This is a genomic window from Pseudoduganella plicata (genome assembly GCF_004421005.1).
GTDB lineage: Bacteria > Pseudomonadota > Gammaproteobacteria > Burkholderiales > Burkholderiaceae_D > Rugamonas > Rugamonas plicata.
Map to the genome: position 1 here is coordinate 253873 of NZ_CP038026.1, position 21719 is coordinate 275591.

The following is a 21719-nucleotide window of genomic DNA, read 5'->3' on the forward strand; positions in this document are numbered from 1 at the left end:
CATGAAGACATTACAACTTGAACTGCGCCTGGCGCTGCACTCGCGGCTGGCGGCCGGCGCCCTGGTCCTGCTGCTGCTCCTGGCGGCACTGGCGGTGTGGAGCGGCCTGCATGCCGTCTCGATCCAGCGCGACGCGCTGGCGCGCATCGCGGCCGTGCAGCGCGACGACGTGGACGCCGTGGCGCAGAAATACCGCGACGGCGGCGAAGCCGGTTACGCGGCCTATTCGACGCCGCATCTGACGGCCAATCCGCCGGCGCCGCTGGCCTTTGCCGCGTTCGGCCAGCGCGACGTGCAGCCGTACGCACTGCGCGTGCGGCTGCTGGGACTGCACTCGCAGCTGTACGAATCGGAATCGATCAACCCCGAGCTGGCCGCGGCCGGCCGCTTCGATTTCGCATTCGTGCTGGTGTATCTGGCTCCGCTGTTCGTCATCGCGCTGATGCACGACCTGGTGGCCGGCGAACGCGAGGCAGGGCGGCTGCGCCTCGTCAACTCGCTGCCGGCGCCGGGCGCACGGCTGTGGCGTCGCCGCATCGCGCTGCGCTTCGGTCTTGTCCTGGCGGCGCTGCTGCTGCCGTTCCTGGCCGGCGCGGTCAGTGCCGGCGCAGGACTGGCCGCGACGGCGCTCGTGGCCCTGGGCGCCGCGTTGTATCTGGCGTTCTGGTTCGGCATTGCCGCCGCGGTGGCGGCGCTGGTGCGTACGTCCGCCGCCGGCGCCGCCGTGCTGCTGGCCGTGTTTGTGGTGCTGACGCTGGTGCTGCCGACATTTGTCAATGGCGCCATCGGCCGCGCGGTGCCCGTTTCGAAAGGGGCCGAACTGTCGCTGGCGCAGCGCCAGGAAGTGCATAACGGCTGGGACCTGCCGAAGGATGAGACGATGGCGAAGTTCTTCCGCACCAATCCGGAATGGCGCGAGACGACGCCCGTGACGGGCCGCTTCCACTGGAAATGGTATTACGCGATGCACCAGGCGGGCGACGACGCGGTGGCGGGCAAGGCGGGGGACTATCGGGCGGCGCTGACGGCGCGGGAAGACTGGACCGCGCATAGCGGCTGGCTGCTCCCGTCGGTCGCCGTGCAGGTACTGCTGCACCGCCTGGCCGATACCGACCTGCAGGGGCAACTGGCCTACCAGGACCGCATCGCCGCGTTCCACACGGTGCTGCGGCGCTTCTACTACCCGTACATCTTCAACGACCGGCCGTTCGGCCCGGCGGAGTTTGCCCGCATGCCGGTCTACAGCGCCGTTGCGCCGGGTGGCGGTGTAGCGGTGCCCGCGTTGGCGGCGCTGGCCATCCTCGCGGCCGCAGGCCTGGCGGCCGGCGCCATCCGGCTGCGGCGTGTGCAGGCACTGTAGACGGGGAAAAGCGGCAAAAAAAATGGTTCTACGCGGAATACGGGGAAAGACGGGCTTGACGATCTAAGCAGGAGGTGGCGGCGGAGGTTTGAAGTTGGTAGATTGATAGTCGCCAAACAAGTCAATCTTTCAAACCACCGCCATGCTCAATGCTATGTCGTCTCTCCCGTTTTGGGAAGGCCATATTGTTCGTTCCGTCGAAGACCTTGAGGACGGGGCCCTGCTGATCATTCTCGATACGTGCCCTGCAAGCGAGCCCCAGTGCGGGGCATGTCGGCGGCCCTGCTCGCTGGTCCATGAGCGGCGCAGACGCAAGGTGCGCGACCGCGACTGCCTGGACAGACGGGTATGGCTTGATTTGCCGATCCGGCGGCTGGACTGCCATCACTGCAATGCCCGCGTCACTGAGCATATCTCGTGGCTTGACCGGCGCGCACGCATCACACATCGTGTTCGCGTGTGGGTTGAGGCCTTGGCGCAGCTACTGCCCATAGCGCATGTGGCTCGGCTGACGGGACTGCACTGGCATACCATCAAGGACATTGATCATCAGCGGCTGCAGCGCTTGCATGGCGACTTCTCGGCGAACGATGTTCGGCGCCTGGTCATGGACGAATTCGCCTTGCACAAGGGCCATCGCTATGCCACCGTCGCACTCGATGCCGAACGCATGAAAGTGCTATGGGTCGGGGAAGGCAACAGCCGGGAAGCAATACGGCCGTTCTTCGAGAAGCTAGGGCCCGAAGGCTGCCAGCGGGTTGAAGCCGTCGCGATGGATATGAATAGCGCTATGGATCTCGAGGTGCGGGCGCAATGCCCGAATGCCGAGGTGGTCTACGACTTGTTTCATGTTGTGGCGCGCTTTGGCCGGGAAGTCGTTGATCGAGTCCGGGTCGATCAGGCCAATACGCTGCGGGCAGAGCCTAAGGCCCGACAGGTCATCAAACGCAGTCGCTGGCTTTTGCTGCGTAACCGTGACAACCTCAAAAGTGAACAGGCGATCAAGCTCGAAGAACTGCTTGCTGCCAATAAGCCATTGTCAACGGTCTATCTGCTGAAGACCGAGCTGAAGGAAATCTGGTACGCGCCAACAGTCAGGGAAGGTGCCCGCCGCTGGAAATCCTGGCTGAGGCTTGCCCTGGACAGCCAGATCGCCCCCTTGATCCAATTTGCCAAACGCCTGGCTAAATACCGACGGGGCATCCTCGCTTCAGCCATCTACCCGATGAGTTCATCTACCCTCGAAGGCGTCAACAACCGCATCAAAGTGATCAAGCGTATGGCCTATGGGTTCCGCGACTCCGCGTACTTCTTCCTGAAAATCAAGGACGCGTTCCCCGGTAAAGTGCGATGAACCAAAAAAATGGGCGGCCATCGTGGCCGCCCATTTTTACGACGAGGTCACGCTTATGCCGGCGGGAAGCGGCCGTCGACGTAAGGCGCGCCCCACACTTCGAACAGGCGGCGCAGGCGCGCCTTCAGCACAGGGACAAGACGTTTCCAGGCATCGGCGATAACGATCGCGGGGGCGTCTTCGACGCGGAATGGTGTGGCGGACATGATGGACTCTCTCAATGGTTTTCTCTTGCGATGGTGGTAGTTTACGAGCGAGGGAGTTATAAGTCCAATGAGGAGTTTCGATGTCGGGTATGCTCCGTGTGAATGAGCGAAGAACCGCCGCAGATAATCTTATAGTTGATGCACGGAAACGGAATGAGCCACCCGCCAAGTTATTCGGCGCCGTGATGTCCGGTATTCCGGCGCCTGCATTACGTACCGGCGACGGATGGCGAACCCGGTGCTGCTGGGACCGGCTGCCTGACGGCGGCGGCAGCCCGGCGGATACATGCCCGTTGGAACAGGCGCCTGTCACAGGGCGCTCGCCCTGTGACACGCGCCAGTCCCGGCACATCGTCGGCCGCGGACGATGTGCCTGACGCCGTGCCTTACTTCAACGCCACCGGCAGATCCGGATACTCGTCGCTCAGCGCATACTTCACGCCGTTGACGGTAATCGTGTAGGCGGACGGACCCGTGACAGGCAGCTGGTAGTTCAGCGTCAGCGCCACCGATGCGCCCGGGGCGACCGATTGCCACGCGGGGATCGTGAAGCGCGCACGGTTGAAGTTCGCCTTGAAGCCGCCGACATTGTTCGGCCCCGTGTAGCCGGCCTTGATGACGGTCAGGCCATAGCCCGACTGGTCGCTCATATTGGCCGGCGCAGAGACGGGATAGTCGAACTCCACCACAGAGCCGCCCGGAATCGTCACGCTGCTGTGGTTCGTGACCGTCATGACCGGATTGATCGGGTAGTTGCTATCGCCCAGCTTCCATCCGCCCAGCTCGATCGACACCTTCGCGCTCGTTGCCGGCATCGGTGTCTCGGCCCGTACCGCGCCGTACGGCGAGGCCGACTTGAACGCATTGGCGATATTGGTCGTCAGCGTGTAGCCCATGAAGTATTCGCCCTTGCCGCCGTTCTTCGCCGCATCCCATGCGTAGTCGCCGGCCAGCTCCCAGATCATGATGCCGCCGATGCCGTTGGCGATGACGTACTGCGTCTTGGCCGCGATCGACTGCGCCGTTTCCGTGGACAGGAACACCTTGCGCGTGGCGTTCCAGAGCCACGGCGCCGCCATGGTGGCGCTGTAGTGGGCCGTGTAAGTGCCCGTCAGCGTCTTCTCGGTGATGCCGTAGGCGTCCAGGTAATCCGGCACGATGGCGTTCTGCAGGTTCAGTGCGTGCCACAACGGATTGCCGCCGCCCGGCACCGGCTTGCCATTGACGTCCAGGTCGTGCCAGACATTGTCGATGCCGGTCGCGCCCGTGCCGCACGTTTTCACGCCCGCACAGGCGACGGGATCGTTGACGGTCGGGCTGGTGCCCCACAGGCCATTGGTGCCGCCGGTAACGTCCTTCCAGCCGCGCGTGTAGTACGGCACGCCGATATTGATGCGTCCCGCCTGCAGCGCGCCGCGGTAGTAGCGGTAGGCCCAGTCCACGTTCAGGTAGCCGATGCCGCCGTACTGGTAGGCGTTGCCGGCTTTCAGTTCGGCGTCGTTGCCGTCGTCGAACAGGGCGGCGTTCGGGCCCACGTACTGGTTCCAGCCGCCGTGCAGGTCATACGACATCAGGCTGGCATAGTCCAGATACTTCAGGCCTGAGAGATTTTCCTCGCCGCGCAGGATCCAGCCCGAGGCAGAGCCGGCGATCGTCAGCAGGTAGTAGCGCTTGTCTGCCACCGCGGCAGTGTCGAGCTTCTGGCGCACGACCTTCAGCAGCTCGTTATAGCTCTTCATCAGCCCCGCCAGGCGCGGCTTCGAGACGCCGAAGTCGAGCGGGTTGCCGGCCTCGTTGTTCGTGGTCGGGTGTTCGTAGTCGATGTCGATGCCGTCGAAGAACGTGTACTGGCGCAGGAAGGCCACCATCGAATCGGCCAGCGTGTCGATGCCGGCCGCGTTCAGCGAGCCGTCCGCATTGGTAGTGGCTGTATAGAAGCCGCCGCTGCCGGCCCAGCCGCCGACCGACAGCATGACCTTTACGCCGGGATGCTTTTTCTTGTACTGGGCCAGCAGATTGAAGTGGCCCTTGTACGGCAGGCTCGGGTCCATTGCCGCGGCCGGATTGCCGGGCCACGTCAGGCCCGTGTCCGGGTTGTTCGCGCCCGTGCCGATGGCGACCTTGTTGGCGCTGTCGACGGTGGCGAACGCATAGTTGATGTGCGTGACCTTGTCCCACGGGATGTTGTTCACGAGGTAGGAAGGCGCGCCATTCGTGCCGGTGCGCCAGCTGGTAAAGTAGCCGACGATACGCCGCTGCAGCCCGTTGGCCAGCTTCTCGCGGCCGGCCGCATCGTAGACGGTGCAGTACGGGACATCGGGCACGGGCGACGTCAGGCCGTCCGGGCGGCACGGGACGTTCGGTACCGGCGTTGGCGTGGGTGTCGGGGTGGGCGTCGGTGTCGGGGTCGGTGTCGGGGTCGGGGTCGGCGTCGGCGTCGGCGTCGGCGTAGCGGCGTCGAGGCGCCATGGGCCCCATTGCTCGGCGCCGGGCACATTGTTCTGGGTCCACCACTGCGCGACATACGTCTTGCCCTGATACGTCACGCACGCGCCCTGCGTGTAGACGGCGCTGGCGCTCCACTCGGCGCATTCGGCGGCCACCGTGGCGCCGGCCAGCAATTGCGTGGCTTGCGGGCCGGCGTCGCCGCCCGTGCCGCCGCCGCAGCCGGCCACGGCGCCGCCCACCAGGGCAAGCAGCAGGAAGTTCGTTTTCAGGGTCATGCGTGTCTCCGTTTTCTTAGAAGTCGTGATGGGTCGGGTAATGGCTGTAGAAGTCGTTATCCCAGCGGAAGTGCGTGCTTGATACGGTGATGGAAATGTCCAGCGCCTCGACGAAATGCCACCAGCCGACAGGCAGGAACAGGATCTCGCCGGGGGCCAGTTCGCACTCGGCGACCGGCACGCCGGCCATTGCCGGGAAGCGCTGCACGTCGATGGCGCGGCCGTCCACGGGCGTGAAGCAGTGCCGTTCGTTGTACAGGCGCGGCGTCTGGCACGGCGCAATCAGGCGCACCCGTTTGCGGCCCATCACCTGCATCATGAAATTGTTGGTGAGGTCGTGGTGGAACGGCGTGACGGTGCCCGCGGGCCCCAGCCAGAAGAAGCCCTTGCGCTCGTCTGTCAGGTAATCGGGCAGGGCAGGCATCTCGTCCCACAGCTCGTCCAGTGCGGCGCGGTTGCTGCCGTCGTTATTGGCCGTCATGTAGAAATCGTTGGTGCGGCCGGCGCTGCGCACCATGTCGACGTAGGCGCCGAACGGCATGCGCGCCTTGTGGGCGATGCTGTTCATTTCGTACGCCGGATCGGCCTCGCGGCCGCGCTGCACTTCCACCTCGCGTGCGCCGAAACGGTCGGCCAGCCCGGCCAGCGTCCAGCGCCGCGCCGCGCAGTCGTCGAGCATGCCGGTGACGATGACGGGGCGGTTGACAAGGTAGTGCTCGCGCAGAAACGCGTCGCCGGACAGCCGCTCGCGCCGCGGCACGACGGTCGTCATGTCGGCGGGTGCCATCCGGTCCAGGCGGCCCTGGATGTCCAGCAGCCAGTCGCGCTTGGCCAGCCGGTTGTGCAGCCGCTGCGCGCCGTGCAGGTAAGGGCTGGCAAGGGCCGCCGCGATCTCGGCCCGGGCCACCGCAGGCGGCACGCCAGAGCCGCGGAGGATGCCGGCCAGCGTATCGGGATGGCTGCCCAGCACAAGGTTTTCCGCGATCCAGCGGCGCCAGTCGTCGTTGATGCCGATCGATTGCACCGGTGCACGTCGTTTCATGGGAGTCTCCAGATACGTGGTGGCAAAGCCCGGGGTCAGGCCCGGCATCCGGACATCTGGCGTTGCCGATGCCCGATTGCCGGACCGACCCCGGGTGGATCAGCGTCCCTTCCAGACGGCGCTGGTCAGGGCGCCGCTGGCGTCACCGTCCAGCTCCCACGAGAACGCGCCGCGCAGCCCCTGGTCGCGCACGTACTGCATTTTTGTCGCGATCACGGTCGGGTCGTCGTAGCTCCACCATTCACCCGTGGTCGTGTACAGGTACAGCTGCTTCGTTTGCGGGTGGTACCAGCGCTGGCCGGCCTTGTTGGCAAGGACCTTGTAGTCGTCGATGCCCGCTTCGTACGCGCCTGGCGCGGGACCGGTGGCCGACTGGTACAGGCCGTTGTTCGTGGCCGGCACGCCTTTCCAGCCGCGCCCGTAGAACGGCACGCCCAGCAGGATCTTGTTCTTCGGCATGCCCGCCGCGACGAGCGCCGTGATGGCGTCGTTGGCGTTGTACTTGGCGACGGCGCCGGTCGATGGATCGGCCGGATCGTGGTACAGCGCCGCGTGGAAGTTGGTCGTGCTTTCCCACCCGCCGTGGAAGTCATAGGTCATCACGTTGACCCAGTCCATGTACGGCGCGTACTTGGCCGGTTCCGTGTTGGCGATCTTGTCGGTCCCGGCGCCGATGGCCGCCGTCAGCGCATAGCGCTTGCCGTCGATGGCGCCCTGGGCGTCCAGCTGCGCGCGGAACTCCGCCATCAGCAGCGTGAAGTTCTGCTTGTCGGCCGGGTCCACCGTGTTGTAAGCCATGCCGCCGCCGCCCGGGTATTCCCAGTCGATGTCGATGCCGTCGAACACCCCCTTGGCCGCACCGGGCCCGCCGCGGCCGTCCTGCACGGGCAGGTCGCCGGCGATGAACATCTTGATGCAGGATCTGGCGAGCTGCTTGCGGCCCGCATCGGTCTTTGCCGCCGCCGAGAAATACTTCGACCAGCTCCAGCCGCCCAGCGAGATGAACACCTTCAGGTTCGGATGCTGTTGCTTCAACAGCTTGAGTTGCAGGAAGTTGCCCGACAGGGGCGCGTCCCACGGCACGGCCTGGCCGTTGACGGTGCGCGCCGGCGAGCGCTGATAGTCGGCATAGGCGTCCCCGCCGGTGCCGTCGCCCGATTCGGCGCGGGTGACCATGTCGCATTCATAGCCGCCGTTTTTCTGGTAGACGTTACCGAACGCGTAGTTGATGAACGTGAGCTGGTCGGCGATGCTGGTCTGCACGCCGTTGACGGGCGTTTTCGTCGTGTGGATGTCCGCGACCTCGTAGGCGCGGCCGTAGACGCCCCATTGGGCAAAGTAGGAGCCGATTTCGCGGCCGTTCGGGGTTGGGGTCGGCGTCGGCGTCGGCGTCGGCGTCGGAGTCGGGGTTGGCGTCGGGGTAGGCGTTCCGGCCTGCAGCTCCCACGGGCCCCACTGTTCGGCGCCCGGCACGTTATTCTGCGTCCACCACTTGGCTTTATAGACGGCCCCGTTATAACTGACGCACATGTCCTTGGTATAAACGGCGCTGCTGCTCCAGGCGGGACATTCTTCCGCCACCACTGCCGCGCCCAGCAGGCGGGTGGCCTGTGGCGACGGAGAGTCGCCACTGCCGCCGCCGCAAGCGCTCAGCATGCTGCCGACAAGGCCGGCCACCAGAGCACTTCTCGTTATTGCATGTTCCATCTTTTCCTCCATCGTCATTGGTCGCGGGTGTTCGCATATTCAGCATGTGCCTGCAAAAATTGGTAGTCAAGTGGTTTTAATATATGCCGCCGCGCTAATACCAGTTGCGTATTAGAAATCGGCTCACACGGCGCCTCGAGGCGCTTGACGGAAGGTGGACCGCGGCCCGGTGGCCCCGGCATGGGGCATGTCAGCCGATCCGGGCGCGGGTGTCTCAAATCGGACATTTTGTTATATCGTTAGTACCAGTTCGCATGAGGCCAGCAAGTGGTACGCTTGCGGTCATGCATCGGGCCGGTCTGCCGGCGCGGAAAACTGGCCGCCGCACTCATGGCAAAACGATTTGTTGTTGGAGAAACAGACCGACCATGCCACTTGCAGACAGCCGCCGGCGAGCGAATGCACCGCCCAGGCAGCCGAAAAAATAATTCCTTGATGTTTATTGATAGTGCCACGTGGAAATGGACCCACAATCGGCCATGTTTATTTATCCGCATATCCGTCTGTATCGAATGCGATTGAAACCGGCCGCGACACCGACGGGCACAGAAACGTAAAGGAAAGATATGGCATACAGCAAAAGGTTGGGCCCCGAAACCCCGTGGATCAGTATGGAACCGGACGGCAGCCCGGACGAACCGGGTATCGGCATGCGGGCGGGCATGGCGGCGCCGGGCACAACGCAGATTGTTCTGCAGGGACAAGGCAACCTGACCGTCGCGGCCTGGGGTGCGGACAAGCTGTTGTTCCCGGATACGGCGGTGCGGAACGTGTTCCTGACGCGCAGCGGCGATGATCTGTGCATCCTCTATGGAACGGACGAGGTAGTAACGGTGACGGGCCAGTTCGCCGGCGCAGGCGTGCGCGATATCGGCTTCGGCGGGGGCATCGTGCTGGCTGCCGCCGATCTCGCGCAGCTCACGCTGCAAGGGTCCGATGGCGACGACCAGGTGACGGGCCTCGCGGCGGACTGGTCGACGAACGATGCGATCTTCGGCCTGGGCGGGCGCGACGTCATCACCGACAGCGATGGCGGCATCGATTTCCTTGACGGCGGCGACGGCGACGATGAGGTCTACTATGCCGAGCTGGGGCACAGCACCGTGATGGGGGGCGCCGGCAACGATACGCTTGGCATCGCCTTCTCGGCCAATCCGGACCAGCCGGAGACGCCCGTCAACGGTAGCGCCCTGATGGTGGGCGGGAAGGGTGACGACTGGCTGCGCGGCGGCGCCGGCGACGACGTCTATCTGTTCGGCCTGGGCGATGGCAACGACAGCGTGGGCGACCTTGGCGGCACGGACCGCATCCGGTTCGGACCCGGGATCGCGCTGGCCGATGTCACCTTTACCAAGCAGGGCACGATGCTGTGGATACGTGTCCGGGATCCGGCCAGTCCGGCCGATTCAGCCGCCGCGCAGGGCATCCTCGTGGAACGCTGGTTCGGCGAGAACGTCAACCGCTGCATCGAATCGTTCGCCTTCGACGATGGCACCGTGCTCGACACGGCGCAGGTCACGACGCTGGCCAACATCATGCGCGGCACCGCGGCGCATGACTTCCTGTACACGGACGACGACATCTGGCGGGTCGAGGCGCTGGCAGGCAACGATATTGTCGATTACCTCCCTGTCGTGCCCATGTACGTCGATGCCGGCAGCGGCAACGACACCATCCTCGGTGCGCAGATCCGTGCGCAGGAGGCCACCGTCGTCGGGGCCTGGGCGACGACTCGATTACCGGGTCGGCCGGCAGGGACATCTATCTGTTCGATCGGGGCGACGGCAACGACACCATCCGGGATGCATACGGCGACCGCCTGCCCGACCGCCTGGTGTTCGGGGCAGGGGTCGCACTGGCCGATGTCGCGTTCGGGCGCGACGGCGATGACCTCACCGTCACGATCGGCGGCAGCGGCGGCGCGCCGCCGGACAGTATCCGCGCGCTGCGCTGGTTCTGGCCGGGAACGGGATTCATCGAGTGCGTGGCGTTCGCGGACGGGAGCCGGCTCACCACCGCGCAGGTGACGGAGCTGGGCAATTTCGTCATGGGCACGGACGGCAACGACAGCATCGCCCAGACCGACTACACGCGCTTCATCGACGGGCGCGGGGGGAACGATACCCTCGACGGCGGCCAGAAAGTGCCGGTGCTGCGCGGTGGAGACGGCAACGACATCGTGCGCTTCTACGCCTCGACCAACAGCACGGTCGACGGCGGCAGCGGCAACGACACGCTGAGCGGCGGCTACGGCGGGGCAAGCGGCAACGCCCAGCTGACCGGCGGCACCGGCGACGACCACCTGGTCGGCAATCCCGGCGCCACGAGTTACTTCTTCAACCGCGGCGACGGCCGCGATACCATCGTCGATACAGGCAACTCGGCCGTCATCGACCGGCTGGTCTTCGGCAGCGGTATTGTCCAGGGCGACCTGGCGTTCGGCCGCAGCGGGAACGACCTGGTGCTCACGATCGGCGGCGCGGGCATCGCGCCGCAGAGCGACCGGATCACGATCACCGACTGGTTTTATGCGGCGACAAAAACGGTCGAGCGCCTGCAGTTTGCCGACGGCTCCGTGCTGACGGCCGCGCAGGTAAGCGGCGTGGTAACGGGCACCGCGGCCGCCGACACGGTGACGGCGGCGCAGGAGCATTACCTGGTGTCCGGCCTGGCGGGCGACGACAAGCTCGCCGCGGGCACGCGCAGCGTGCTGCTGGCCGGTGGCGCCGGCAACGACACGCTGACGGGCGGCGCCGCCGCCGACTACCTGCATGGCGGCAAGGGCGACGACACCGTCACCGCGGGCGCGCGCGACATCGTCGGTTTCAACGGCGGCGACGGTGCCGACACACTGAAGGCCGCCGGCAGCGGCGCCACGCTGTCGCTGGGCGTCGGCATCGACATCGCGCAACTGACGCTGAGCCACGCGGGCGCCGACCTGGTGCTGGCGTCGGGCGGCGCCGATTCGGTGACGCTGAAGGACTGGTATGCGGCCATCCAGCCCACCCAGGGCATCGCGCGCCTGCAGACGATCGGTGCCGACGGCGCGCACCTGTACGACTTCCACGCCGTCGTGGCGGCTTTCGATGCGGCCCATGGCCCCGGCACCGGCGCGTGGGCCATCGAAGCACAACTGTCGGCGGCGGCGCAGGGCATTGCCGCCAATACGGCGCTGGGCGGTGTGCTGGCGGTCGACATGGCGGCGCATGGCGGCGTCACCATGCTGTCGCCGCTGTACGACACGATCCGTGCCGCAGCGTTCGGCCTCGACCCGCAGCTGCTGTAACGGCGCAGCGGTTCAGGCTACCGCCGGAACTTCGTCCAGACTGAACCAGCAGGGCAGGCCCAGTTCGCGGGCCAGCCGCACGTCGCCGTCGGCCCCCTGCGAAGCGCCGGGAATCCGGTACACGCCGTCGCAGCGGGCCAGCATGCGCGCCGCAACGGCATACAGGAATTCGCCAGGCGCCGCGCCGTCGGCGCACAGACCGGCCGCCTGCGCCAGCGGCAGCGCCGCCCATTCGCCAATCAGCGGCACGTGACCCTTGCGGTAGATGTCCCAGGCGGCACGCTCGAGCGCGTGCAGGTTGGCGGCGATGCGGACGGGATCGCCGTCCGTACCGCTGCGGTAGGGGCCTGCGATCAGGATGGTTTTTGGCTGTGGTGCGTGCATGGGATACCTTTCGGAGGTGGCGGTGGAAGAGCGACCGTCCGTATAATGCACGATATGTAGTGAGCCTGCACGATGTTGCACGATATTTTTTGTTCGACAGGCTGGACGATTTCGGCCGGCCCATCTCACGCACTGTTGGCGCTGCTGGGGCGGGGTCACGCCGCCGGCGCCGTCCCACGCCGTCACGCGCGTCGCCGTGCCATCGCCGGCGCGACGAGTCGGAACGGGCGCACCCGGGATGGCAAGCCCCGGGATGCGCCCGGGGTGCGTCAGAACTTGTAGCGCGCTCCGATCATGTAGCGCGGCCCGCCCTGCGTTGCGGACAGCACCATCCGCTCGTGCCGGCCATGGACGCGCTGCGTCTCGTCCGTCACGTTGATGGCTTCGAACGACAGCGCCAGCTTGGGCGTGACGTTGTAGCCGATCGACAGGTCCAGCTGGCCATACGGTTCCACGTACTGCGGATTCGACCCGGCCTGGTCGGTGACCGACGAGAGGAACTTGTCACGCCAGTTGTAGGCGGCACGGATCGACCATTTCGCATCCTCGTAGATGCCGATCAGGTTGGCCGAATCGGACAGTCCCACCAGCGCGAACTGGTTGCCCTTGCCGGCATTGTCGAATGTCAGGTCGGACTTCACATAGGTGTAGTTGGCCTGGATGCCGAAGCCGCTGTTGCCGAACATGTGCTGCACGTTGATCTCGGCGCCCTTCAGCGTGGCCGCCTTTTCGTTCACGAACGTCGTGATGTCGTAATGGACGTTCGGATCCCCCGGGATGCCGGCAATCGTGCCCGTCGCGTTGCCGGCGGCGTTGTCGGGTCCGCGCGTCACGCCCGGTTGGCCGTCGAAGTTCTTGAAGATGAAGTTGCGCAGGCAGTTGGTGTCGGTGGCGATGCAGCCGGAAGCCAGCGCCGCGTTCCAGTACCTGCCGCCCACCGGCGTCGTCACGTTCGGCGACACCTCCTCCATCACGGTCTGGCCCGCGTAGTTGTCCAGCTTCTTGTAGTACAGGCCCAGCGACACGACACTCTGGCGATCGTAATACCACTCGGCCGACAGGTCCAGGTTCTTCGACTTGACCGGTTTCAGCGCCGGGTTGCCGCGCGAGCCCGTCCCGCCGTTGACGGTGCCGGTCGGATTGATCGTCGTGCCGCCCTGGATCTGGTCGTAGCGCGGCCGGCCGATCGTGTGGCCATAGCTGGCCCGGACCTTGAAGTCCGGGCGCACGTCCATGTCCCAGTCGAGGCTAGGCAGGATGTTGTGATACTTGCCCGTCAGGGTCGTGAACTCCTTGCCGGCGAAGACAAACGGCAGCTCGTTCTGCGACACCCAGTTGACGCCGCCGACCGTCTGCGACAGGGCGGTCGACGTGACGTCCGTCTTCTCGTAACGGAAGCCCAGGCCCGTGTGCATCGGCATCGCCGTATCCCAGTCGGTATTGAACTGGAAGTAGACGGCACGGCTCTTTTCCGTCGTGCGGCGGTCGTAATCCGGGTCGGCCAGGCTGGGCGTGTACAGTGCCGGCAGCCCCGTTGCCTCGATGGCGCGCTGGCGCATCGCGGCGAAGTCGAACAGGTGGATCTGCTGGAACAGCGCCGGGTTGCCCGAGCCGCCCAGCTTGCTGAAATACTGGCCCAGCGAGTCTGCGCGCCACAGGTCCTGCGGATAGTCGGCCGGCGTCGTCGCGCCACCCCACGTGTCGCGCTGTACCTGCTGGAACGCCGAGCGGTTCTCGACATTCGTGGCCGACAGGCCGAAGTTCAGGGCCGACCGTTCGAACAGGTTCAGGCGTCCGCTGGCCTGGGCCTGGTCGATTTCCATCTTCTGGTAGCCATCCTTGAACCACGAGCCGGACACCTGCATCGGCGCCCGATGGAAGCCCGCTCCTTCGATCGACAGTACCGGCATCTCATCCGTGAAGTCGACGCGCGTGTTGCCGCGGCTGAAGCTGACGGTGGCCAGGTCGTTTTCCGAGCCGTACGGGCTGTCCTTCTTCGATACCGCGGTGGAGTGGTGCGCATCGAAGCTGAACTTCAGGTCGCGCGACACCTTCCACTGCGCATTGAAGCCGAGCGACTTGTTCTCGGACTTCGTCGCATAGTCGCCGCCGTTCATGGCGATATCCTGGTTCGCCACGTTCTCCTGGTACTGCAGCGGCGCGGCGATGGGGCCGTCGGTCCAGTTGCTGACGGACGGGCCGAAGTTGAACCAGGCGGACAACTCGTGGTACTTGGTCTGCACCTTGTTCTGCGAGTAGGTGTAGTCCAGCGTTGTCGTCAGGTCCTTGTTCGGGCGGAACTGGAAGGTCAGCTGGCCGTTGGTACGCTGGCGCTGGGTGCCGCGCATGAAGTACGAGATATTCTGCGGGACCGAATAGACGTCGGTCGGGTCCGGCCGGTTGGTGATGTCGCCGGCACCAAGGGTGCCTGGCTGCGGGATCGTTCCCCGGCCGGTTTCGTCGCCGCGGAAGGGGCCCTGCCAGCCATTCGTGATCGACGCCGTGTTGACGCCCAGGTTGCGCTCCTGGTAGCTGGCGCTGACCGCCACGCCGAACATGCCGTCGTTCCAGGTGGTGCTGTAGATGCCCGAGATCTCCGGCGTGTACGAGTGGTTGGCCTTGTCCTCCTGCGGCAGGTGGCGGTTGGACGTGTCGTACACCACCTTGGCACCGACGCTGGCCGTGTTGCCCAGGTCGAGCGGACGGCCCGTCATGATGTTGATGGTGGCGCCGATGCCGCCCGGCGGCGTGTCCGCGCGCGAGCTCTTGTACACCTGGATCTGCGAGATCGACTCCGAGGCCAGGTTGGAAAAATCGAACGCGCGGCCGGCCTGGTCGGCCAGGTTCGACGTCGGCATCTGCCGGCCGTTCAGCAGCACCATGTTCAGGTCGGGGCCGACGCCGCGCACGGTCACCTGCGCGCCTTCGCCGCGGTTGCGGTCGATCGACACGCCGGAAATACGCTGCAGCGATTCGGCCAGGTTGGTGTCGGGGAACTTGCCGATATCGTCGGCGACGATGCCGTCGACGATGCCGTCGGAATTGCGCTTCAGGTTCAGCGTCGATTGCATGCTGGCGCGGATGCCCTTGACGACGACCTTCGGCGCGTCCATGGCGTCGCCGCTTGTTTGCGGCGCCGCCGTCTGCGCGGTCGTGGCCTGCCCGGTCGTAGGCTCGCTTGCCGACGGCACGGCCAGCCCGTTCGGGCCCCCTGCGGCTTGCTGGGCATGGCCCGGTGCCGCCAGCGCCGCGCAGGCGCCGGCGACGGCCAGCGTGATCAGGCGATGGCGGGTGGTCGGATGCGGGGAAAACCCCTTTTTCATTTGTGGCACGAGTGTCTCCTCTCTGTTGCGCGAATGGCCTGCCGGCCCGGAGGGACGGCAGTGCCGCGGTGGTGCTGCATGGTGCTGGTCACCTGTCCCCGCGTGGCGTCGCTGTCGTTGTGGTCTGCGCCGGCGGGGGATCGCGTTCGCGCACCGCGCCGGCCCTGTCCCGGGTCCGTGTGCGGCGGGGCGAGTCTTCCGGACTCGCGCTGTCGAACGCCATAGCAGGAGAGTAAGAAGCTGCGATTAATTGGTCAATCGAACGAACAATTTAAATTGTTTAGTAATGATGGCGTGGCGGCGCCTGTTCAGTGCATGCCCGGGTGCGGGTTCCGAGCGCCGGGCTGCATACCGTACGTTCGGGAAATCGTTGAGAAAACGATTTCAGAGCGCGATCAACGACTTTCACCGCGCGCGTTCCTGACATTACGTAATGATTGGCTGTTGCGCGCCCCTGGGAACGTCCCGGAACGCGCACCAATTTGATCCGCCGCGGCTCCCGCCGGTGTTGCATAATCCTCACATGTCCGTTCTCCGTTCCCCACATGCCCGTCACCGGTGACCAGCAACTGCTCAAGCAGCTCAATCGCATGGCGCTGGTGCGCCAGATCAGTACCCAGCCTGGCCTGTCGCGCGCGGCGCTGGCCGACGTGCTGGGGCTGACGAAATCCACGGTCAGCCTGCTGGTGCGCGAACTGGTCGACGAAGGCTGGCTGGCCGAGAGCGAACTGCGCACGACGGGGGAGGTCGGCCGCCGCGCCACGCCGCTGCACCTCGACCCGGGCCGGCTGGCGCTGCTGGGCGCGGATGTGGGCGTGGACGAGGCGCGCGTGGTGGCAACGGATTTGCTGGGAAACGTGCTCGATTCGCTCGTGATCCCGTACGACGACGTGCCGGACGCCGCCGCCTGCATCCGCCTGGTCGCGCTTGGCCTGGTGCGCGTGGCGCGGCGGCTGGAACGCCCTGGCACGGCAGGCGGCCCGCGCCGCGTATTGGGCATCGGCATCGGGCTGCATGGCGCCGTGGACGAGGCGTCCGGCATGCTGCGGCACGCGCCGCACCTGGGCTGGCGCAATGTGGCGGTGGGCGCGCTGGTCGAGGCGCGCTTTGCCGGCACGCTGCTGGACGGGGTGCCGCTGTACATGCAGAACGAAGCGAACGTCGCCGCGCTGGCCGAGTTCGAGTTCACGCCGCAGTCGGCCACCGACCCGCTGATCTACCTGTCGATCGGCTATGGCGTGGGCGCCGGGGTCATTGTCAGCGACCGGCTGCTGACCGGCCTGCACGGCTTTGCCGGCGAGGTGGGCCACGCGATCCTGCAGGCGGACGGCCCGCTGTGCTCGTGCGGCCGGCGCGGCTGCGCCGACGCGCTGATCGGCCTGAGCGCGCTGCTGGGGGACGTGCGGCCCAGCTTCGCCGCGCTCGAAGCGCTGTTCGATCGCGTCGAGCATAGCGAGCCGGGCACGTGTGTCACGGTGGCCGCCGCCGGTCGCCAGCTCGGCGTGCTGCTCAATAACCTGTGGGCCAGTTTCGACCCCATGGCGATCGTCATCGGCGGTACCGCGCTGGGTCTGGGCGACGCGCTGATCGCGCCGGCGCGGGACGTGCTGGCGGGGTATGCGGACGCGGCGATGCTGACGGCGCCGGCCATCCGCACGTCGCATTTCGGCAGGGATGCCGTGGCCGTGGGCGGCGCGGCGCTGGCACGGCACCGCATCACGCGCCCGCTCGACGATATCGGCTACCGGGGCCAGGCACGGCAGGGCCCGGCCGCTTCGTGAAGGCCGCCCGGCCACCTCGTTGGTTTCGCTAACATCGAACGGCATGCGCGATTGGTATAACATCGTCATGACCGCACCGCATGAGTGCCGGCACCCTATAACGAGGAGACACCCATGGATACCCGCCGCCGCCACACGCTGGCGCTGCTTGCCGCCGCCGCACTGCCCGCGCCATTCGCCCACGCCGTGGAAACCGTCGACACCCTGAAGTCGGTCGCGGCCCGCAAGGGCTTGCGGGTCGGCTGCGCGCTGGCCGACACGCCGAACAGCCTCGGCAATGCCGCCTACGCGGACGTCGTCGCGCGCCAGTGCGGCGTCGTCGTCTGCGAGAACGAAACCAAATGGCAGGCGCTGCAGCCAGCGCCGGGCACGTTCCGTTTCGGCCCGGCCGACGCCATCTTCGGCTGGGCCGGGCGGATGGGGCTGCAGCGGCGCGGCCACACGCTGGTCTGGCAGCCGGCCAGATGGCTGCCGCAGTGGGTCAACGGGCATGACTTCGGCGCCCGGCCGGCACGCGAGGCCGAGCGGCTGCTGAAGACGCACATCGGCACGGTCACGCGCCACTTCGGCAGCGACGTGTACAGCTGGGACGTCGTCAACGAAGCCGTCGATCCGGCCGACGGCGCACTGCGCGCCAACGTCTTCACGCGCCACCTCGGCGCCATCGAGCAGATCGACCTGTGTTTCCGCCTGGCCCGCGAGGGCGCGCCGCACGCGCAGCTGGTGTACAACGACTACATGCGCGGCGACGCCGGCAGCGCGAAGCACCGGGCCGGCGTGCTGGAGCTGCTGGCGGCGTTGCGGCGCAAGGGCACGCCGGTCGATGCCGTCGGCCTGCAAAGCCATATCGGCTCATGGGACGACGTGCGCGACGGCCGCGACCCGCAGCGGGAATGGCGCCGCTTCCTCGACGCCGTGACGGGCATGGGCTACAAGCTGCTGATCACGGAGTTCGACGTCAACGACCGTGCGCTGCCCGGCGATATCGCCAGCCGCGACGCCGGCGTGGCTGCCCTGGCCAGGGACTACCTGGATCTCACGTTGAGCTACCCGCAGGTAACGGACTTCGTCATGTGGGGCATGGCGGACCACGTCAGCTGGCTGCGCACGTGGGACGAAGCGCCGCGCAAGGACGGCCTGACGATGCGCGGCACGCCGTTCGACGACCGGCTCGCTGCCAAGCCGCTGTTGCATGCCATCCGGGATGCGTTCCGGGCCATGCCGCCGCGTACCGCGTGACCGCCGCGCCTCTGTGCGAACCCATATGACGCACGTCCGACACAAATCAATACAGTCGGGTACATCTTGTGCTGGTTGTTTCGCCTACAATCAAACCATGGGTTGCAGGACGCTAGCGTCCTTGCATTGCGGAACATTCGGGAGCACAGCATGGATTTCACCAATATCGCCGTGGCGGCGGGAGAGCGCTGGCATCGCCGCGCCGCCGTGCGCACGCCCAACCTGGAACGGATCCGTTCCGGCAGGGCCATCGAGGCCGAGTCGCCCGAGCGGGTGCAGGCACGGCTGAGCCGCCTGGCGCAGGCGGTGCAGGCCGGCGCACCGTGCGCCACAACGGCCGGCGGCAAGGCAACACTGACGGAGTCGATCGGCCTGGAGCGCGTGCAGGGCAATCCCGATTTCCTCGACATGAATTTCGTCGAGCTGGCGCTGGCGGTGGCCCGTTTTGTCGGCCGCATCAACATCCGCTCGGCGCTGGGGCGCTCGATCGGGTACGGCACCGGCTTCATGGTGTCGCCCACGTTGCTGCTGACAAATCACCACGTGCTGGAAAGCGCGGCCGTGGCGGCCGCCAGCGAGGTCGAATTCGACTACCAGAACGACCGCTCCGGCCGGCCGTTGCCCGTGGTCGGCTTTGCGCTGGAGCCGGAACGCTTCTTCATGACCAGCGCGGAGCTGGACTTCACGCTGGTGGCCGTGGCCGGGCGTTCCGCCCGCGGCGTCGCCCTGGACCGCTATGGCTGGTCGCGGCTGATCGGCACGCAGGGCAAGGTGCTGCTGGGCGAAAGCCTGAACATCGTCCAGCATCCGCGCGGCGAAGCCAAGCAGCTGGTGCTGCGCTCCAACGAACTAGTCGACCTGTTCGACGATTACGCCCACTACGTGACCGACACGGAACCGGGCTCGTCCGGCTCGCCCGTGTTCAACGACCAGTGGGAAGTGGTGGCGTTGCATCATGCGGGCGTCCCCCGCCGCGACAGCGAAGGCCGGCTGCTGACGCGCGACGGCAGCGTATGGCGGGAAGGCATGGACCCGGACCTGATCGCGTGGGTGGCCAACGAAGGGATCCGCGTCTCCAGCCTCGTTAGATATATTGCGGCGCAGGACCTGCCGCCGGCGCAGGCAGCGCTGCGGGACGATCTGCTGAACCTGGCGCCGCCGTCTGCGCTGGACGCGGCCGTGGCGGGCGAGGGCAGCGATAGCCCGGCCATGCCGCTGGCGGCGCCAGGCGGCCATGCGCCGGTGGCGGGCGCGGGCACGGCAACGTGGACGATTCCGCTGACCGTCACGGCGCAACTGGGCCCCGTCCAGCAGGGTGTGCATCCCGTCATGCCGGGCATCGCGCCGGTCCGTATGCCAGCCATTGCCCCGGCCCTGCCGCCGGCACCGGTCATCGCACCGCCGGCCGCCGGGGCAAGTCCGGCGGTAACGCGGGCAACAGGGTCGGCAACAGCGCCGGCAACGGCGCACGCAGGCCCGCCGCCCGCCATGACGGTGGCACTGGCCGAGCTGGCGCGCGCCGCCGAGCGTCCCTATTACGATGCCAGGGCGGACAAGGCGGCCCGCGACGCCTATTACGCGCTGTTCGCGCTGCCCGACGACAAGGCCGCCGCCCACGCGGCGCTGCACGAGCTGCTGGAGCGCACCCACACGGGCCGGCCGGCCTATGCGCCCGCCAGGCATCTGTATCCCTGGGTCGAACTGCGCCATACGCGCGGCGGCGACGATATCCTCAGCATTTATTCCGGCGCCGGCATGGAGGCGAAGGCGTTGATCGAGGCGGATTTCGCCATCGACGAGCAGCGCAAGCGGATGCGCGCGGCGGTGGCGCTGCCGCGGCCCGGCACGGCCGAGGCCATGCCGCTCGACGACGACTTCCTGGAGGCGACGCTGCCGTACAACTGCGAGCACGTCGTGCCGCAATCGTGGTTCGGCAAGCGCGAGCCGATGCGGGGCGACCTGCATCACCTGTTTGCCTGCGAGATGGACTGCAACAGCTTCCGCGGCAACACCCCTTACTTCGATTTCGCCGACTTTGCCGAGGTCATCCGCAACGATTGCGGCAAACGCGAGCCGGGCAAATTCGAACCGGGCCACGGCAAGGGCCCGGTGGCCCGCGCCACGCTGTATTTCCTGCTGCGCTATCCGGGCCTGATCGACCGCACCGCCAATGAGTACCAGCCGGACCGTATCGCCATCCTGCTGGCCTGGCACGCCGCCGACCCCGTCACGGAGTACGAACGGCACCGTAATGCGGCCATTTTTGAAACGCAGGGCAACCGCAATCCGCTGATCGATTTCCCCGAATGGGCCGGGCGCATCGACTTTACGCGGGGTCTGGGGAGCTGAGCCCGGCGGCCGGACGCAGCGCCATCGCCACCCGGCTCCCGTCGTTGTTTTCGACGACCGGCTTGTTCGGCAGACGCCTGCATTCCTGCTGTCCGCCCGGAACCCGCGGTGCCGGCACCCGTTCGCGCAGTCGCTGCACGGCGGGCAGCGGGTGCGCCAGCAACGCCTGGCCGGCCGCCATGGCGACCAGCGCCTGCCGGCGCGCCGGCTGGCAGGCAGCACATGTAGTCCGGCGATGCCGCCTACGCAACGGCGCCAAAAAAACTGCGCCGCAACGGACGCAACCGGCTTACCTTATCGCCTGACGGACCGCATCGCCCCCAGCCTACATGAACAAAGGAGAACATCATGATCCCGCGACTGTTGTTGAGCCTGGCCAGCATGGCGCTGGCCCTTCCCCTGCTGGCGGCGGAGCCCGCGGCGGCCAGCGCGGACGAGCTGTGGCAGCGCCTGCAGGCCGGCGGCCACGTACTGGTCGTGCGGCATGCGGCAACGGAACCCGGACTGGGCGACCCGCCCGGATTCGTACTGGGCGACTGTGCCACCCAGCGCAACCTGTCGGCACCGGGCCGGGCCGATGCGCAGGCGCTGGGCGCGGCGGTGCGCCACCACGGCGTGCCGGTGGCGCGGGTACTGTCGAGCCGCTGGTGCCGCTGCCAGGACACGGCGCGGCTCGCCTTTGGCAGGGTCGAAGCGGTCGCCATGCTCGATTCGATGATGTACGACGGCGACGCCGCCCGCGCCCGCAAGCTGGCCGAACTGCGCCAGAGCGTGCTGGCATGGCAGGCGCCCGGCAATCTCGTGCTGGTGACGCACGACGTCAATATCCGCGCGCTGACGGGCGACCGGCTGGCGCAGGGCGAGATGCTGGTGGCAACACGGCGCCCCGACGGCACCCTGGCCGTGGTCGGTCGCCTGGGTATGCCGAAAAGCGTGGATGCCGTACAGTCGATGTAGTCGCACGG

The 21719-nt window shown here is 66.8% G+C and carries 15 protein-coding genes; 8 read left to right on the top strand and 7 right to left on the bottom strand.

Annotated elements, in window-relative coordinates; translation table 11 throughout:
* Position 1: 1 nt before the first annotated feature.
* Positions 2–1360 carry a DUF3526 domain-containing protein gene (locus E1742_RS01075; RefSeq protein ID WP_134382948.1) on the top strand — a complete coding sequence of 453 codons (1359 nt, stop codon included), beginning with the start codon at positions 2–4 and terminating at the stop codon, positions 1358–1360.
* 142 nt (positions 1361–1502) lie between these two features.
* Positions 1503–2714: an ISL3 family transposase gene (locus E1742_RS01080; protein ID WP_134382950.1), complete on the top strand. Its 1212-nt coding sequence runs from the start codon at positions 1503–1505 to the stop codon at positions 2712–2714.
* A gap of 53 nt (positions 2715–2767) precedes the next feature.
* Here the strand turns inward: E1742_RS01080 and E1742_RS26020 are convergent, their stop codons facing one another.
* The 4 genes from E1742_RS26020 to E1742_RS01095 all read right to left on the bottom strand — a co-directional run bounded on the left by E1742_RS26020 (position 2768) and on the right by E1742_RS01095 (position 8392).
* A complete protein-coding gene (locus tag E1742_RS26020; RefSeq protein ID WP_166793378.1) occupies positions 2768–2920 on the bottom strand; it encodes a hypothetical protein in 153 nt (50 codons plus the stop codon).
* A 386-nt stretch (positions 2921–3306) separates the two neighbouring features.
* The gene (locus E1742_RS01085) at positions 3307–5643 is read right to left on the bottom strand and encodes a chitinase C-terminal domain-containing protein (protein WP_276528544.1); all 2337 of its coding nucleotides are present in this window, start codon (positions 5641–5643) and stop codon (positions 3307–3309) included.
* Between the two features lie 16 nt (positions 5644–5659).
* The gene (locus tag E1742_RS01090; RefSeq protein WP_134382952.1) at positions 5660–6685 is read right to left on the bottom strand and encodes a cupin-like domain-containing protein; all 1026 of its coding nucleotides are present in this window, start codon (positions 6683–6685) and stop codon (positions 5660–5662) included.
* 99 nt (positions 6686–6784) lie between these two features.
* Positions 6785–8392, bottom strand: a complete 1608-nt coding sequence (locus tag E1742_RS01095) for a glycosyl hydrolase family 18 protein (protein ID WP_134382954.1) — start codon at positions 8390–8392, stop codon at positions 6785–6787.
* Positions 8393–8958: 566 nt separating this feature from the next.
* On the opposite strand from E1742_RS01095, the gene E1742_RS01100 reads away from it, so the two are divergent.
* On the top strand, positions 8959–10419 hold the full coding sequence (locus E1742_RS01100) for a calcium-binding protein (protein WP_134382956.1): 1461 nt from the start codon (positions 8959–8961) through the stop codon (positions 10417–10419).
* Positions 10338–11678 (top strand): calcium-binding protein, encoded by a 1341-nt coding sequence (locus E1742_RS26540; protein ID WP_371860247.1) that lies wholly within the window; start codon positions 10338–10340, stop codon positions 11676–11678. Before E1742_RS01100 ends, E1742_RS26540 begins: the two co-directional genes overlap by 82 nt.
* A gap of 12 nt (positions 11679–11690) precedes the next feature.
* On the opposite strand, the gene E1742_RS01110 is transcribed toward E1742_RS26540, so the two are convergent.
* A complete protein-coding gene (locus E1742_RS01110; protein ID WP_134382960.1) occupies positions 11691–12062 on the bottom strand; it encodes a DUF4406 domain-containing protein in 372 nt (123 codons plus the stop codon).
* A gap of 269 nt (positions 12063–12331) precedes the next feature.
* Positions 12332–15385, bottom strand: a complete 3054-nt coding sequence (locus E1742_RS01115; RefSeq protein WP_134387906.1) for a TonB-dependent receptor — start codon at positions 15383–15385, stop codon at positions 12332–12334.
* Positions 15386–15930: 545 nt separating this feature from the next.
* Between E1742_RS01115 and E1742_RS01120 the strand changes: the two genes are divergently transcribed.
* The 3 genes from E1742_RS01120 (at position 15931) to E1742_RS01130 (ending at position 20754) form a co-directional block, all read left to right on the top strand.
* Positions 15931–17166: an ROK family transcriptional regulator gene (locus E1742_RS01120; RefSeq protein ID WP_134382962.1), complete on the top strand. Its 1236-nt coding sequence runs from the start codon at positions 15931–15933 to the stop codon at positions 17164–17166.
* A gap of 114 nt (positions 17167–17280) precedes the next feature.
* Positions 17281–18405 (top strand): endo-1,4-beta-xylanase, encoded by a 1125-nt coding sequence (locus E1742_RS01125; RefSeq protein WP_134382964.1) that lies wholly within the window; start codon positions 17281–17283, stop codon positions 18403–18405.
* A gap of 150 nt (positions 18406–18555) precedes the next feature.
* Complete coding sequence (locus E1742_RS01130) at positions 18556–20754, top strand: endonuclease (RefSeq protein ID WP_134382966.1); 2199 nt, start codon at positions 18556–18558, stop codon at positions 20752–20754.
* Here the strand turns inward: E1742_RS01130 and E1742_RS01135 are convergent.
* Positions 20732–20935, bottom strand: a complete 204-nt coding sequence (locus tag E1742_RS01135) for a hypothetical protein (protein WP_134382968.1) — start codon at positions 20933–20935, stop codon at positions 20732–20734. The genes E1742_RS01130 and E1742_RS01135 overlap by 23 nt on opposite strands.
* Before the next feature lie 167 nt (positions 20936–21102).
* Here E1742_RS01135 and E1742_RS01140 point away from each other — a divergent pair, with 167 nt between their 5' ends.
* Complete coding sequence (locus E1742_RS01140) at positions 21103–21711, top strand: histidine phosphatase family protein (protein ID WP_189569258.1); 609 nt, start codon at positions 21103–21105, stop codon at positions 21709–21711.
* Positions 21712–21719 lie beyond the last annotated feature (8 nt).

Bases quoted from the DNA above. Each gene is read 5' to 3' on its own strand.
- E1742_RS01095 (WP_134382954.1), bottom strand. From the start codon at position 8,392: ATGGAACATGCAATAACGAGAAGTGCTCTGGTGGCCGGCCTTGTCGGC.
- E1742_RS01090 (WP_134382952.1), bottom strand. From the start codon at position 6,685: ATGAAACGACGTGCACCGGTGCAATCGATCGGCATCAACGACGACTGG.
- E1742_RS01100 (WP_134382956.1), top strand. From the start codon at position 8,959: ATGGCATACAGCAAAAGGTTGGGCCCCGAAACCCCGTGGATCAGTATG.
- E1742_RS01125 (WP_134382964.1), top strand. From the start codon at position 17,281: ATGGATACCCGCCGCCGCCACACGCTGGCGCTGCTTGCCGCCGCCGCA.
- E1742_RS01085 (WP_276528544.1), bottom strand. From the start codon at position 5,643: ATGACCCTGAAAACGAACTTCCTGCTGCTTGCCCTGGTGGGCGGCGCC.
- E1742_RS01080 (WP_134382950.1), top strand. From the start codon at position 1,503: ATGCTCAATGCTATGTCGTCTCTCCCGTTTTGGGAAGGCCATATTGTT.
- E1742_RS01110 (WP_134382960.1), bottom strand. From the start codon at position 12,062: ATGCACGCACCACAGCCAAAAACCATCCTGATCGCAGGCCCCTACCGC.
- E1742_RS01115 (WP_134387906.1), bottom strand. From the start codon at position 15,385: ATGAAAAAGGGGTTTTCCCCGCATCCGACCACCCGCCATCGCCTGATC.
- E1742_RS01130 (WP_134382966.1), top strand. From the start codon at position 18,556: ATGGATTTCACCAATATCGCCGTGGCGGCGGGAGAGCGCTGGCATCGC.
- E1742_RS01075 (WP_134382948.1), top strand. From the start codon at position 2: ATGAAGACATTACAACTTGAACTGCGCCTGGCGCTGCACTCGCGGCTG.
- E1742_RS26020 (WP_166793378.1), bottom strand. From the start codon at position 2,920: ATGTCCGCCACACCATTCCGCGTCGAAGACGCCCCCGCGATCGTTATC.
- E1742_RS01120 (WP_134382962.1), top strand. From the start codon at position 15,931: ATGCCCGTCACCGGTGACCAGCAACTGCTCAAGCAGCTCAATCGCATG.
- E1742_RS01135 (WP_134382968.1), bottom strand. From the start codon at position 20,935: ATGGCGGCCGGCCAGGCGTTGCTGGCGCACCCGCTGCCCGCCGTGCAG.
- E1742_RS01140 (WP_189569258.1), top strand. From the start codon at position 21,103: ATGATCCCGCGACTGTTGTTGAGCCTGGCCAGCATGGCGCTGGCCCTT.